Raw genomic sequence first — 13,576 nt, forward strand, 5'->3', positions numbered from 1 at the left:
CTGCCGTCGTGCGGTGCGCGCGTCACATGTTGATCATGTGGCCGGCGAGGCCGTGGATGGCCTCCTTGACCGCCTCGCCGAGGGTGGGGTGGGCGTGCACGTTGCGGGCCACCTCGTGGACGGTGAGGTCCCACTGCTGGGCCAGGGTCAGCTCGGGCAGCAGCTCGGTGACCTCGGGGCCGATCAGGTGGGCGCCGAGCAGCTCGCCGTGCTCGGCGTCGCTGATGACCTTGACGAAGCCGATCGGGTGGCCGAGCCCGTGCGCCTTGCCGTTGGCGGTGAACGGGAACTTGGCGACCTTGACGTCGTGGCCCAGCTCGCGGGCCTGCGCCTCGGTGTAGCCGAAGGAGGCGATCTGCGGCTGGCAGTAGGTGGCACGCGGGATCATGGCGAAGTCGACCTCCATGGTCTCCGCCCCGCCGATGGTCTCGGCGGCGATCACGGCCATCGTCTCGGCGGCGTGCGCGAGCATCAGCTTGGCCGTCACATCGCCGATCGCGAAGATGTGCCCGGCGCTGGTGCGGCCGCGGCCGTCCACCGCGATGGCGCCGCGGTCGGTCAGCTTGACGCCCGCGTTCTCCAGGCCGTAGCCGTTGACGCGCGGGGCGAAGCCGATCGCCTGGAGCACCTTGTCGGCCTCCAGCACCTGCTGCCGGCCGTCCCTGGTGACGGTGACCTTGACCTTGGCGTTCGGGTCGCTGTCGTCGATCGACTCGACCCGGGTGGAGGTGAGCACCTCGATGCCGAGCTTGCGGTACTGCTTGGCCAGTTCGGTGGAGACCTCGACGTCCTCCAGCGGCACCACGCGGTCCAGGAACTCGACGATGGTGACCTTCACGCCGTAGTTGTGCAGCACGTACGCGAACTCGACGCCGATCGCGCCGGCGCCCGCGATGATGATGCTCTCCGGCAGCTGCTCGGTGAGGATCTGCTCCTCGTAGGTGACCACGCGGTCGCTCAGGCTGGTGCCGGGCAGCAGCCGGGTGGTGGCGCCGGTGGCGATGACGCAGTGGTCGAAGGTGACAACGTCGAAGCCGCCGCCGCTGAGCGCGACCTGGAGGGTGTGGTCGTCGACGAAGGTGCCCCGGCCGTCGTACTCGGTGATGCCGTTCTTCTTCATCAGGTAGTGGACGCCCTTGACCCGGCCGTCGGCCACCGAGCGGCTGCGGCGGAAGGCCTCGCCGAAGTCGAAGGTCACCTTGCCCTCGACCTTGATGCCGAAGGTCTTGGCCTCCTTGGTGAAGATGTGGGCGAGCTCGGCGTTGCGCAGCAGGGCCTTGGAGGGGATGCAGCCGACGTTCAGGCAGACGCCGCCCCAGTACTTGGCCTCGATGACGGCGGTCTTCAGGCCGAGCTGAGCGGAGCGGACGGCGGCGGTGTAACCGCCGGGGCCGGCGCCGAGGACGACGACGTCGTAGTGCGTGCTCATGATGCTGACTCCTCCGAGGGTGTCACGGCTCGTGATCTCGGTCCCATGGTGTCAGGACCGGGTTCGACGCACCCACCGGGTCTCGGCGGATGCGCTCCGCGCGGCACCGTACCCGGCCCGGGGCCGGATTGTCAGTGGCCTCGGCTACGGTGCTCGCAACCTCGCCGGGCGGCGGCGGGGCCCGGGGGAGGTCCGGGGCGGGGCCCGGGCCGGGGCTCGGGGGTGCGAGCGGGAGGAGGGGCCGAATGGCGGACGAGCACGGCGGAGCCGGCGGGTGGGGCGGGTGGGCCCGCCGCCCGAGGACGGCAGCGGGCCCACCCGGGCGTCAGGCCGTCACCTCGTGGGCGTGGCCCCCGCCCGTACCGCCGCCGCCACCCGCCTGGTCGGCGGGGCGCTGCGGCGGCACGGGCCGGGTCAGCGAGGAGAGGTCCCAGGCGTAGGTGCCGACGGCATGGGCGATCACGTCGATGTTGACGTCGAAGGCGTCCATGTCGATGTTCTTCAAGCCGTCGCAGGCCTTGTGGTAGCAGGCGTCGAAGGCCACGCCCGCCGTGCCGCCGTACCGGTCCTCCTGCGCCTGCGACTTGACCACCTCGGCGCCGGTGTCGGTGCCGCCGGCCGGGATGCCCGCGTCGATGAACGGGCCGTAGTCGGAGCGGCCGTTGAAGGCGGTCGGCTCGTGCGGCAGGCCCCGGCCGTCCAGGTAGCCGGTGAGGTCCCGCTCGATCTGCGCCGAACCCTCGGGGCCGGCGCCGCCGCCGGTGCTGCCCGAGCCGTCGTAGACGAACTGCGCGTAGTTGGGAGAGGCGATCATGTCGAAGTTGAGGTAGAGCCTGATCTTCTTCCGGTCCGCCTCGGAGAGCGACTTCACGTACGCCTCCGAGCCCTTGAGGCCGAACTCCTCGGCGGACCACCAGGCGAACCTGACCTTGTTCTTCACCGGGTGGACGGTCAGGTTGCGCGCGACCTCCAGGATGCCCGCCGCACCGGAGCCGTTGTCGTTGATGCCGGGCCCGGCCGGGACGGAGTCCAGGTGCGCCCCGACCATCACGGTGTCGGCCGGGTCGCCGCCCCTGGTCTCGGCGATGACGTTCCAGGTCTTGCGCGGCTCCATGAAGGTGCGGATGTCGAGGTTCAGCCGGACCTGGCCTGCGGCGGCCTTCGCGGCCAGCGCCTCCCCGGCGGCCCGGGTGATCCCGCCGACGGGGATCCGGCCGGCCGCAGGGTCCCCGAGGGTGCCGTTGAGGTCGCCGTCGGTGTTGTTGTAGATGATCGCGCCCACCGCTCCGGCCGTCGCGGCCGCGGCCTGCTTGACGGCGAAGCCGCAGCCGCCGCGCTGGATCAGCGCGATCCGGCCGGTGAACGCGCCGGCCGGGTAGTCGGTGGGCGCGCAGCCGGTCGCGGCACTGACCGGGGCGACCGCCAGGTCGGCGGTCAGGCCCGCGTCCGGGCCGCCGGACGAGTACGTCATGGCGATCAGCGGGATGCTCTCGGCCTGCGGGGACAGCACCTGCAACCGCTCCGAGCGGGCCTCGAAGAAGGTGTACTCGAACTCCTGCCGGGACACCTTCAGCCCGGCCCGGCGGGCCTGCTCGTAGACGTAGCGCGCGGACTCGTCGTGCCCCTTCGAACCGGCCACCCGGGTGCCGCCGTTGCGGTCGGCGATCCGCTGGAGCGCGGCCAGGGTGTCGTGGGCGCTCTCGGCGTCGGCGGCCTCGACCAGGCGTGCGGCGAGCCGCTCGCCTCTGCGTACCGGGTCCGGGTCGGCGGCCGCACCACCGGCCCCGGCCAGCAGCAGCGGGGCGGCCAGGGCGGCGACGGTCAGGACGGCGCCCGCGCTCCGGACGGTGGCAGTGCGCGGGCGCTGGTCCCGGCGCTGCTGGTGCGGTATCGGGGTGGACTGGTCGAGCGGGCTGGTCGGGCGGAGGGGCAGGGAGATCGGGCGGCGGGCTCGGGGCTTCAAGGCGACTCCTTCCGGCGGTCCGTGAACTCCCGATTTGACATGACCGGCATCACGTTGCCAAGGCCGCCGCGCGGCCGCGGGATGCGGACGGCGGCGGAGGCGGTGATCCTGGAGGGGTGGGGCCGTCTCTTCCAGGAGCGTGACCAGATGTCCATGTTGGATAAGCTCAAGGGCCTGCTGAAGGGCCACGAGGACCAGGCCGACAGGGCCGTCGACAAGGCGGGCGACGCCGTCGACGAGCGCACCCAGGGCAAGTACAGCAGCCAGGTGGACGCCGCCCAGGAGCAGGCGAAGAACCAGTTCCGCGACCAGCCTCCGCAGTAGTAGCAGCAGACCGAACCCCGCCGTACGCCTGCGGCCCCGGACCGGCCCGCCCGGCCGCACCGGGGCCCAGCCGTTCCGGGCTGTCGTTCAAGGCCGTCGTTCAGGCGTCCTGGAGCTGGGGTCAGCCGTCCCGATCCGGCGCGGCCCCGGCTGCGGGCTGCTCTGCCCCCGCCCCCGCCCCCGCCTCGCCGTCCGGGCTCCCGGCCCCGCAGTTCTCGCACGGTTGCGGCCCGGGCCGCTCGCGCAGGCGCCCGCACTCCGGGCAGACCCGGTCCAGCCAGCAGGCCGCCTCTCCGCCTTCGTCCATGCCTCCGATTCTGCCCGGATCGCCCGCGGCGACGCGGCCGGCGGCCGCCGCGCTGTGGGCGAACCTGCACGGCCTGGCCCAGCTGCGCGCCTGGGGGAGCCTGCGGCTCATCACCGGCGGCGAGGACGTCGAACCGCTGCTGCGCGCCGCCCTGGACGCCCACCTCGGCCCGGCTCCCGGGGCCCTCCCCCAGGGAGCCGTCACACGCCGGTGAGGCCGTCGATGCTCTCCCGCAGCAGGTCCGCGTGGCCGTTGTGGCGGGCGTACTCCTCGATCAGGTGCACCAGGATCCAGCGCAGCGAGACCGTCTCCGAGCCGAACACGGCCGCCGCCCGCTCGGAGAGGCGTCCGGTGTCCTCCAGCGACGCCCCGGCGGCCAGTTCGCGACCCTGCTCGACCTCCGCCCGCCAGTCGGCCAGCGCCTCGGGCATCCCCCGCTCCGGGGTGAGCGCGTAGCCGCCCTCGCCGTCCGCGCCGTACAGCGGCGGCGCCTCCCGGCCGGCCAGCACCCGCTGGTACCAGGTGCGTTCGACCTCGGCGAGGTGCTGGACCAGGCCGAGCAGCGTCATCGTCGACGGCGGGACGGCCGCCAACCGGACCTGCTGGTCGTCGAGTCCGGCGACCTTCTGCACAAGAGTCGCCCGGTGGAACTCCAACCAGCCTTCCAGCATGGCGCGTTCGTCCGCGTGCGGGGGCGGCAGCGGCCGCCCGTCGAGTGTCGGTCCCATGGCTTCCACTGTGGCACAGCCGGGCGACCGGAGTCGATCATCCGACCGGCTTCAGGGCCCGGTCGCCCTGGTCCGCCGACGGCGCGGACCGCCGGGGCCGGCGCCGGGCCAGGAGCAGCAGCAGGCCGAGCTGCACGACCGCGCCCACGGTCGGCCCCACCCACACCCCGGTCACCCCGATCGGCCCCGACAGGGCTGCGGAGGCGGCGAGTTGGGCGCCCAGGCCGAGCAGCACGGAGAGCACCAGCGGTCGGCCGGCGCCCGCCGCCTGGTACACCCCGCCGAGGGCGACCACCAGCGCGTACGGGAGAAGGTGGAGCGCCGCCATCCGCAGGAAGCCGACGGACTGCCCGGCCACCGCCGGGTCTTCGGTGAACAGCGCGGTCAGCGGGGCGGCGAGCGTCGCGGACAGCACCGCCGCGACGGCGCCGAGGAGCGCGGCGAGGCGTCCGGTGGCGCGGTGCAGCGCGCCGAGCGCGGTGGCACGCCCCGCGCCGGAGAGGCGGGCGGCCTCGATCGCGACGGCCTGCCGGAGCGCGTAGAACGCCATGGTGACGACCAGCAGGATCCGGTAGCCGACGCCGTACCCGGCCACCGCCGCGACGCCGAAGTCCGCGACCAGGGCGAGTTGGGCCGTGCCGACGGCCATCCGGGCGGTGAAGTCCAGGCCGAACGGCGCTCCCGCACGGACGATCCGGCCCACCGCCGCGCCGGTTCCCCCGGCGGGTGCGGGCAGCCGTGTCCGCAGCCGCAGGGTGACGGCGAGGGCGACCGCCCGCGAGCCGGCCAGGGCCAGCGCGGCGCCCGTCACCCCGAGCGCGGGCACCGGGCCGGCGCCGAGAACGAGCAGCGGGTCGAGGGCGAGCAGCAGTGCGTTCGACAGCAGGGCCATCCGCATCGGGGTGCGGGTGTCGCCCGCGCCCTTGAACAGTTCGTCGGCGACGCGCTGGCCGAAGAACAGCGCGAACGCCGGGAAGGCGACGGTGAAGTAGTCGGCGGCGAGGGTGGCGGCGTCGCCGTCCAGGAAGGCACCGGCCAAGCGGTCGCACAACAGGAAGCCGGGGACGGCGAGCGCGAGGCTGCCCACCGCGCAGAGCCGCCAGGCCGCGCGGGTGGTGCGGGCGGCGTCGTCGCGGTCGCCGGCGCCGAGCGCGCGGGAGAGCCGCACGCTGGTGCCGGAGCCGACCACCAGGACGAGCCCGAGCAGCAGGTTCTCCACGGTGCCGGCCAGGGTGACGGCGGCGACGGCCGCCCCGCCGAGGCCCGCCACCCAGAAGGTGCCGATCACCGAGGCGATCACGCCGGACAGCAGTTCGGCGTAGACCGGTCCCGCCAGTGCGGCCAGTCGTCGCGATGGACGCCCGTGCATGCTTCCTCCCCCGTTCCGCCACCGCCTGCCGGTGGCTCACCTCGAATAGAGATACCTCTTATCGAGGCACATCGACAAGAGGTACCATGGGGCGCGCCACAGGGCGCACTCCGACGAAAGGGCTTCGACCGTGCTGACCCTCGCGATCCTCGGCTTCCTGTACGACCAGCCGCTGCACGGCTACCAGCTCAAGTCCCGGATCACCGGCCTCACCGGCCACGTCCGGCCGGTCAGCGACGGCGCGCTCTACCCCGCCATCGCCAGGCTGGAGAAGGCCGGGCTGCTGCGCCGCCGCGCCGAACCGGGCAGCGGGGCCGCGCCGCGCCAGACGCTGGAGCTCACCGAGGAGGGCCGGGCCGAGCTGCGGCGCCGGCTGGCCGACCCGGAGCAGGCCGAGATCACGGACCAGATCCGCTTCTTCGCGCACGCCGCCTTCCTGCACCACCTGGCCGACCCGCCCGCGCAGGCGGCCGTACTCCGACGCAGGCTGGCGTTCCTGGACGAGCCGAGCAGCTTCTTCTACGACGGCGAGGGCCGCGCGGTCACCGCCGAGCTGGAGCCGAACCCCTTCCGGCGCGGCATGCTGCTGGTCGCCCGGGCCTCCACGGCGGCCGAGCGGGCCTGGCTGGCGGAGACCATCGCCGAGTTGGACGGCCCGGTGCACTGACCCGTGAGGCCGGGGGCTCGGCCCGGTGCACCGATCCGTGAGGCCGGGACGCGACCCGGCGCACCGACCCGTGAGGCCGGGACGCGGCCCGGCGCGCACCTTCGTACAGCAGCGCGAACGCGCGAAATCGCGCCGCTGCGAACCGGCTCCCAGCCGGCCTCCGCGTCGCTATGATGATCGGCCTCACGTCCACGGCGTCCCTCCGCGGCGTGAACCCGCCACCGCGCCCCACCCGCCCTCCTGGAGGCCGCCGTGCCCACCGCCGAGACCGCAGCTGCCCGCCCCGCGCCACTGACCCGGGACGACATCCCCGGCTGGTTCTTCCGTCTCGACCGGGCGGCCTTCGGCCACCTGCTGGCGGCCCAGACCACGGCGGGCGCCACCGGCGACATCCTCGAACTCGGCAGCTACCTCGGCCGCAGCGCCGTCCTGCTGGGCGACCACCTCCAGACCGGCGAACGGCTGACCGTCTGCGACCTGTTCGACTCCGAGGCGGGCGACGCGGACAACGCCGCCGAGATGGCGATGTCCTACCGCAAGACCCTCACCCGGAGCGCCTTCGAGGCCAACTACCTCGCCTTCCACGGCGAGTTGCCGGAGATCGTGCAGGCGCCCACCTCGGTGCTGGCCGACGGCCGGATCCCGGCCGGGAGCTGCCGGTTCGTCCACGTCGACGCCTCCCACCTGTACGAGCACGTCGCCGGGGACATCGCGGTGACCAAGGCGGCGCTCGCCGAGAACGGCGTCGTGGCGCTGGACGACTACCGCTCGGAGCACACCCCCGGCGTGTCGGCGGCGGTCTGGGAGGCGGTCTTCACCGGCGGCCTGCGGCCGGTGCTGCTCACCCCGATGAAGTTCTACGGCACCTGGGGCGACGCCACGGCCGTCCGACAGGTCCTGCTCGCGCGCGACTGGCGGGCCGAGGGCTACACGGTGGACGACGACACCATCGCCGGGGAGCCGGTGCTACGGCTCAACTACCAGGTGAAGGCCCCCGTCCAACAGTCCACCTCGCGCCGGCTGGCGCTGGACCTGCTGCCGCCGGTCGCCACCCGGGCGACCCGCCGGGTGCTCCGGACGCTGCGCGAGCGCCGCGCCGTCCGTCCCGTTCCGGCGTCCTGACGCTCCGACGCGCCGACGCGCGCCCGTAACTCCCCCCACCCCCCGGCTGCGGCTGCGGCTGCGGCTGCGGCTGCGGCTGCGCGCCCATCGCCGAGGGCGGGGGACTCTCCGGTGGCCGGACCCGACCTGATCAGGGCGGTGGCGTGGATCTTCCACGCCACCGCCCTTTTCACATGTCTGACATATATTCAATTCAACGCCTCACTCGAATGAGTGAATCTCCCTTAAAGATTTGCCCACGCAACGTTAAAGGCCACATAGTGATGGCACCTCAGTTTGGTCTAGGGAAGACCAAGTTCAGGCAAAGCCACCACGAGTGAGGAGAAGGCCTTGTTCCACGGAACCACGGCGTCGGGCCACGGGCAGCGCCTCCGCGAGGAGATCGCGAGCCCGGGAGCCACGCCCCTCATCGGCGTCTACGACATGTACTCGGCCTCCATCGCGGCCGAGCACTACAACGGCATGTTCGTCTCCGGATTCGGCTTCGCCGCCTCCTACTACGGACTGCCCGACATCGGGTTCATCGCCTGGCCGGACATGGTCGGCTTCGTCGAACGGCTGCGCGGCGCCTTCCCCCGGCACCACCTCCTGGTCGACATCGACGACGGCTACGTCGATCCCGAGGTCGCCTGCCACGTCGTGCGCAGGCTCGAACGCATCGGCGCGTCCGGCGTCATCCTGGAGGACCAGAAACGGCCGCGCCGCTGCGGCCACGCCGACGGCAAACAGGTCCTCCCGCTGGAGGAGTACCTGGAGAAGCTGGACCTCGTCCTCGCCAACCGGACGGACCTCCTGGTGGTCGCCCGCACCGACGCCACCGAGGAGGAGGACATCCTGCGCCGTGCCCGGGCCCTCGCCGCCACCGACGCCGACGTGGTGCTGGTCGACGGGGTGCGCAGCGAGGACTGGATCCGGCGGATCCGGCGGGTCGTCGGCGACAAGCCGCTGCTGTTCAACCAGATCGCCGGCGGCAAGTCCCCCCGGCTGTCGCTCTCCGAGCTGACCGAGCTGGGGGTGGACGTCGCGATCTACAGCACGCCCTGCCTGTTCGCGGCCCACCGGGCGATGGACGAGGCGCTGGCCGGGCTGAAGGTGGCCGACGGGCGGCTGCCGGCCGGCGCCGGGGAGAGCCGGCAGATCGGCGTGCGGGAGTCCACCGAACTGCTGGAGCGGAACATCGCGCGCTCGCGCTCGCTCGCGGGGGTGACGGTGTGAGGGCCGGGCTGCGCGGGCCCGCCCCGCCCCCGGCGGCCGCCGTCCTGCGGGCCACCGCGCTGGGGCTGGCCGGGGCGTGCGCCCTCCTCGCCGGCGCGGCGGCGCCCGCGGCGGCGGGCGGGGGGCTGATCACGCTCGTCGACAACTCCAACGCCGACTCCTGGGTGGAGATCGACCGCACGGCCAACGTCCAGAACGGCAGCGGTTCGGCGGGCAGCGACCACGACGGCGCCGGATCCCTGGTGGGCGGCCTGCTCGGGTCGGGCCCGGGCGGGGCGGCGATCGGGGGTGGCCGATGACCGACGACACCGTCCGCCGGGGCCGGTGGCGCGGACTGTGGCCGCGCCGGCTCGACCCGTACCTGGCCGCGCTCGTCGGGACGGTCGGCCTGGCCGCCCTGTTCCCGGCCACCGGGGGCTCGGCGCGGGTGGCGGCCGTGGCCTGCAACCTGGCGGTGGCGCTGCTGTTCTTCCTCTACGGCGCCCGGCTCTCCGCCCGCGAGACGCTGGCCGGGCTGCGCCACCTGCGGCTGCACGGGCTGGTGCTCGCCGCCACCTTCGGCCTCTTCCCGCTGCTCGGGGCGGCCACCGCGCTGCTCACGCCCGTCCCGCTCAGTGGGCAGTTGCAGACCGGGGTGCTGTTCCTCTGCCTGCTCCCGTCGACGGTGCAGTCCTCGGTGGCGCTGACCGGCGCCGCCGGGGGCAGCGTCCCGGCGGCGATCTGCGCCGGGACGTACTCCAGCCTGGCCGGGCTGCTGCTGACCCCGCTGCTGGCGGCCTGGCTCCTGGACGTGCACACCGCGCTGTCGGCCGAGGGGCTGCTGCGGATCGGGGCCCAGCTGCTCGCGCCGTTCCTGCTCGGGCAGGTGCTGCGGCCGTGGATCGGCGCCTTCCTCACCCGGCACAGACGGGTGCTGACGCCGGTGGACCGGGGCTCGATCCTGCTCGTCGTCTACACCGCGTTCAGTGCGGCGACGGCCCAGGGCAGCTGGGGCCTGGCCACCCCGGGCGCCCTGCTCGGCCTGCTCGCGGTGCTGCTCGCCCTGCTGGCCGCCGCGCTCGCGGTCACCGGGCTCGGCGCACGGCTGCTGGGGCTCGATCGGCCGGCCACCATCGCGGCGGTGCTGTGCGGCTCGCAGAAGAGCCTGGCGAACGGCCTGCCGATGGCCACCGTGCTCTTCGGGCCCCAGGCCGGGCTGCTGGTCCTGCCGTTGATGGCGTATCACCAGCTCCAGCTGGTGGCCGGCACCGTACTCGCCGGCCGTTGGGCCCGCGCGCCTGACGCCGCGCCCGCCGGGCAGGCCGCGCCCGCCGATCGGGTACCGGCCGCGCTCACCGGGCCGGGCGGGCCGCCCGTTCCCGGGTGAGCCGACGCCTGGGAACGGTGCCTGGACTCGACGGCTGGGGCCGGACGTCTGGGGCCGGCCCCGGGGGTCGGACAGCGGCTGCCGGCCGCGGTGTCCAGCCGGACACCGCGGCCGGCAGCCGCTACCCGTTCCCGTAGGTCCGTACCGCGGCGGCGCGCGCGTAGTAGTCGGCGGCGTCGGCGTTGAAGCCGTCCTGTTCCGCGAGGCGGCCCGCGCGGTCGAAGTGGTGCCACGCCTCGCCGTTGCGGTCCAGGGTGGCCAGGGCCCTCCCGCAGATGTCCAGGAGCATCGCGCGGCGAGCGACGACCTGGTCCTCCGGGGCGAGGTCGAGCGCGCACTGCGCGAGGGCGAGCGCCTTCGCCGGGCGCTCGTTCAGCAGGTGGTACCGGGCCAGGTAGTAGGTCGTGAGCATCTCGGTCTGCGGGCTGCCGGCCCTGCGGGCGAGCTGCGCGGCCCGCTCGTAGCCGAGGCCGGCCAGGTTCGTGTCGCCGAGTGCCTCCCGGGCCTGGGCCAGGTTGGCGGTGGCGATCGCCTCGCCCTCGGTGTCGTCGGCGCGCCGGGCCAGGTCGGGTGCGCGCAGCAGGTGCGGCAGGGCCTCCTCGTACCGGCCGTTCTGTCCGAGGACCCAGCCGAGCAGGCTCCTGACGCGGGATTCCGCGTCGGCCTCGGCCAGTTCGACGGCGGAGCCGAGGGCGTGGCCGAGCGGAGCCTCCCAGTCGGCTCCGGGCTGCTGGACGACCAGGGGCCACAGCAGCAGGGCGAGTCGCCACGCCCGGTGGTGGTGCCGGCCGGCGGCGGCCGCCGCGGTGGCGGCGACGAGGTTGCGCCGTTCCCTGGCGTACCAGGCCATCGCCTCCTCCCGGTCGGCGAAGACGGGCGTCGACACCGGCGTCCGGAAGTCCTCCGGGAGCCGGCAGCAGGGTTGGCTGCCCGCCACCGCCGCGCTCGCGGCGGCCAGGGCGGCGTACAGGTAGTGGTCGAGGAGCGGAAGGAGGCGGTCGCCCCCGGGGGCGGGGCCGAGCGAGCGGGCGAACAGCCGGATGAGTCCGTGCAGGGCGTAGCGGTCGTGCCCCCGTTCCTCCACCAGGTTGGCGGCGACGAGGCGTTCCAGCACGGCGCGGCTGCCGGCCGTGCTGTCGTCCGCCAGCGCGGCGACCGCCGCCACGTCGATGTCGGGGCCGAAGTGGTGGGCCAGCAGCCGCAGGACGGCGACCGCGTCGGGCGGGAGGTGGTCCACGCTGACGCGCAGGACAGAGGCGAAGTCGATGCCGTCCACCGCGAGGAAGGAGATCCGCCGCTGCCCGTCGCGGAGTTCCTCGACCGCGTCGCCGAGCGAGCGCTCGGGCCGCACCGCCAGCCGGGCCGCCGCCAGTCGCAGGGCCAGCGGCAGCCCGTCGCACAGCCGCACCAGGCGCCCGGCGGCGTCCGGCTCCGCTCCGACCCGGTCCGGTCCGAGGATGCGGGCGAACAGTGCCTCGCCCTCCCCCGGCCCGAGCCGGTCCAGCAGCAGCGGGCGGGCGCAGTCGCCGGCGACCAGGCTCTCCAGCCGGTTGCGGCTGGTGACGACGGTGGCGCAGCCCTGGGCGCCGGGGAGCAGCGGGCGGACCTGGTCGTAGCTCAGCGCGTCGTCGAGGATGACCAGGAGGCGGCGGTTCCGGAGCAGCGAGCGGTAGAGCGCCTCGGCGGCGGCGGTGTTCTGCGGGATGTCGTCGGGCTGGATGCCGAGCGCGCCGAGGAAGTCCCGGATGACGAAGGCGGGGTCGGCGATCGGGGCGGTGTCGACGAAGCCGCCGAGCCGGGCGAAGAGCACGCCGTCCGGGAAGTCCGCCGAGGCCTGTTGGGCCCAGTGGGCCACCAGCGCGCTCTTGCCGATCCCGGCCGGCCCGGTGACCAGGCAGATGGGCGAGTCGTGTGCGGCGTGCCGCACGGCCGCGTCGAGGGCGGCGAGTTCGCGCTTGCGCCCGGTGAAGCCGGCCGGTCGCCGGGGCAGCAGGAGCGGTCGCCGCAGGCCGTGCGCGCCCGGCTGTCCCGCGCCGCGGTGTGCGTCCGCCTGACGGTGCCCGTCGGCTCGGCGGTGCGCGTCCGCCTGGCGGCGGGTGGCTTCCTGCCGGTCCGCGGCCTCCTGACCGTGGAGGCCTCCGGGCTGCCCGTGGGGGCCCCCGGGCCGGTGCGTGTCCTCCCGTCGGCGGGCGGCGCGTGGCGGGCCGAGGATCCGGTCGTAGGCCTCGACCATCGCGGGGCCCGGGTCGACGCCCAGTTCGTCACCGAGCAGTCGGGCCGTGCGGTGGTAGAGCTCGATGGCCTCGGCCTGCCGGTTGGTCGACAGCAGGGCGTCGAGCAGGAGCGCCACCAGGGACTCACGCAGCGGATGCCGGTCCGCCGGGCCGCGCAGCACCGCGACGGCCTCTTCGGCGCGCCGGCCGGCGGTCAGCGCCTGGCCGAGCTCCTCCACCGCGCCGAGCCGCGCCTCCTCCAGTTCCGCTGCCGCGGCGACGACCGGGGGCGTGCCGCAGAGTCCGGCGAGCGCCGGGCCGCGCCAGAGCGCGAGGGCCTTGCGCAGCTCCGGGATCCCGGCCGGTGCGCCGTCGCCGGTGCGCGCTTCGGCGACGGCGGCGCGGAACCGCTCGCCGTCGATGCGGTCGGCCGGCGTCTGGAGGAGGTAGCCGTCGCAGGCGGTGGCGATGGTGACCGGGCCCACGGGGTGCAGCAGCCGGCGGAGTTGGGAGACGTGCCCCTGGATCACGGTCTTGGCGTGCCTGGGCGGCTGCTCGCCCCACAGGGCGTCGGTGAGGCGGTCGTTCGTGACCAGCGCGTCGTTGGCGAGGAGCAGCATCGCCAGCAGGGTCCGGCGTTTCGGTGGCCCGATCTCGACGAACTGCCCGTCGCGCCGGACTTCCACCGGTCCGAGCAGCCGGAATTCCAACAAGGGTCCCTCCCCACTGCCGATCACCTGCGCAATGGGTAAGGCTACCCTTGTCAGTGGACACTCACGAGCACACCCCCAGCTGCGGCGGAGCGGTCAGGGGTGCACACGAGAACGGTGCCGGCGGTCCGCTGCCCGCCCGCTCGGGTGGTGTCGACCCTGA

Annotated in this window: 12 protein-coding genes and 1 pseudogene; 7 read left to right on the plus strand and 6 right to left on the minus strand. The window is 74.4% G+C overall.

Annotated elements, in window-relative coordinates; translation table 11 throughout:
• Positions 1-22 precede the first annotated feature (22 nt).
• Complete coding sequence (lpdA, locus tag OG556_RS02110; protein WP_371515562.1) at positions 23-1,429, minus strand: dihydrolipoyl dehydrogenase; 1,407 nt, start codon at positions 1,427-1,429, stop codon at positions 23-25.
• Between the two features lie 325 nt (positions 1,430-1,754).
• Positions 1,755-3,254, minus strand: a complete 1,500-nt coding sequence (locus tag OG556_RS02115; protein WP_371522526.1) for a M28 family peptidase — start codon at positions 3,252-3,254, stop codon at positions 1,755-1,757.
• Positions 3,255-3,539: 285 nt separating this feature from the next.
• Here OG556_RS02115 and OG556_RS02120 point away from each other — a divergent pair, with 285 nt between their 5' ends.
• Positions 3,540-3,716 (plus strand): antitoxin, encoded by a 177-nt coding sequence (locus tag OG556_RS02120; protein WP_350881782.1) that lies wholly within the window; start codon positions 3,540-3,542, stop codon positions 3,714-3,716.
• A gap of 121 nt (positions 3,717-3,837) precedes the next feature.
• On the opposite strand, the gene OG556_RS02125 is transcribed toward OG556_RS02120, so the two are convergent.
• Complete coding sequence (locus OG556_RS02125) at positions 3,838-4,023, minus strand: hypothetical protein (protein ID WP_371515563.1); 186 nt, start codon at positions 4,021-4,023, stop codon at positions 3,838-3,840.
• A 34-nt stretch (positions 4,024-4,057) separates the two neighbouring features.
• Here OG556_RS02125 and OG556_RS02130 point away from each other — a divergent pair.
• Positions 4,058-4,237 (plus strand): annotated as a pseudogene (locus OG556_RS02130) (hypothetical protein); the annotation flags it as partial.
• Here the strand turns inward: OG556_RS02130 and OG556_RS02135 are convergent.
• Positions 4,224-4,751, minus strand: a complete 528-nt coding sequence (locus tag OG556_RS02135) for a DinB family protein (RefSeq protein WP_371515564.1) — start codon at positions 4,749-4,751, stop codon at positions 4,224-4,226. The pseudogene OG556_RS02130 and the gene OG556_RS02135 sit on opposite strands and share 14 nt — an antisense overlap.
• Before the next feature lie 37 nt (positions 4,752-4,788).
• Positions 4,789-6,120 carry an MATE family efflux transporter gene (locus OG556_RS02140; protein ID WP_371515565.1) on the minus strand — a complete coding sequence of 444 codons (1,332 nt, stop codon included), beginning with the start codon at positions 6,118-6,120 and terminating at the stop codon, positions 4,789-4,791.
• A 130-nt stretch (positions 6,121-6,250) separates the two neighbouring features.
• Here OG556_RS02140 and OG556_RS02145 point away from each other — a divergent pair, with 130 nt between their 5' ends.
• The 5 genes from OG556_RS02145 (at position 6,251) to OG556_RS02165 (ending at position 10,490) form a co-directional block, all read left to right on the plus strand.
• The gene (locus OG556_RS02145) at positions 6,251-6,787 is read left to right on the plus strand and encodes a PadR family transcriptional regulator (protein ID WP_371515566.1); all 537 of its coding nucleotides are present in this window, start codon (positions 6,251-6,253) and stop codon (positions 6,785-6,787) included.
• 252 nt (positions 6,788-7,039) lie between these two features.
• The gene (locus OG556_RS02150; RefSeq protein WP_371515567.1) at positions 7,040-7,909 is read left to right on the plus strand and encodes a class I SAM-dependent methyltransferase; all 870 of its coding nucleotides are present in this window, start codon (positions 7,040-7,042) and stop codon (positions 7,907-7,909) included.
• 330 nt (positions 7,910-8,239) lie between these two features.
• Positions 8,240-9,124: an oxaloacetate decarboxylase gene (locus tag OG556_RS02155; protein ID WP_371515568.1), complete on the plus strand. Its 885-nt coding sequence runs from the start codon at positions 8,240-8,242 to the stop codon at positions 9,122-9,124.
• A complete protein-coding gene (locus tag OG556_RS02160; RefSeq protein ID WP_371515569.1) occupies positions 9,121-9,423 on the plus strand; it encodes a hypothetical protein in 303 nt (100 codons plus the stop codon). The genes OG556_RS02155 and OG556_RS02160 overlap by 4 nt, the downstream gene beginning before the upstream one ends.
• The gene (locus OG556_RS02165; protein WP_371515570.1) at positions 9,420-10,490 is read left to right on the plus strand and encodes a bile acid:sodium symporter family protein; all 1,071 of its coding nucleotides are present in this window, start codon (positions 9,420-9,422) and stop codon (positions 10,488-10,490) included. The genes OG556_RS02160 and OG556_RS02165 overlap by 4 nt, the downstream gene beginning before the upstream one ends.
• 121 nt (positions 10,491-10,611) lie before the next feature.
• Here OG556_RS02165 and OG556_RS02170 read toward each other — a convergent pair whose 3' ends face one another.
• Complete coding sequence (locus OG556_RS02170; protein ID WP_371515571.1) at positions 10,612-13,416, minus strand: BTAD domain-containing putative transcriptional regulator; 2,805 nt, start codon at positions 13,414-13,416, stop codon at positions 10,612-10,614.
• Positions 13,417-13,576: the final 160 nt, after the last annotated feature.

It is taken from the genome of Kitasatospora sp. NBC_01300 (genome assembly GCF_041435235.1).
GTDB lineage: Bacteria > Actinomycetota > Actinomycetes > Streptomycetales > Streptomycetaceae > Kitasatospora.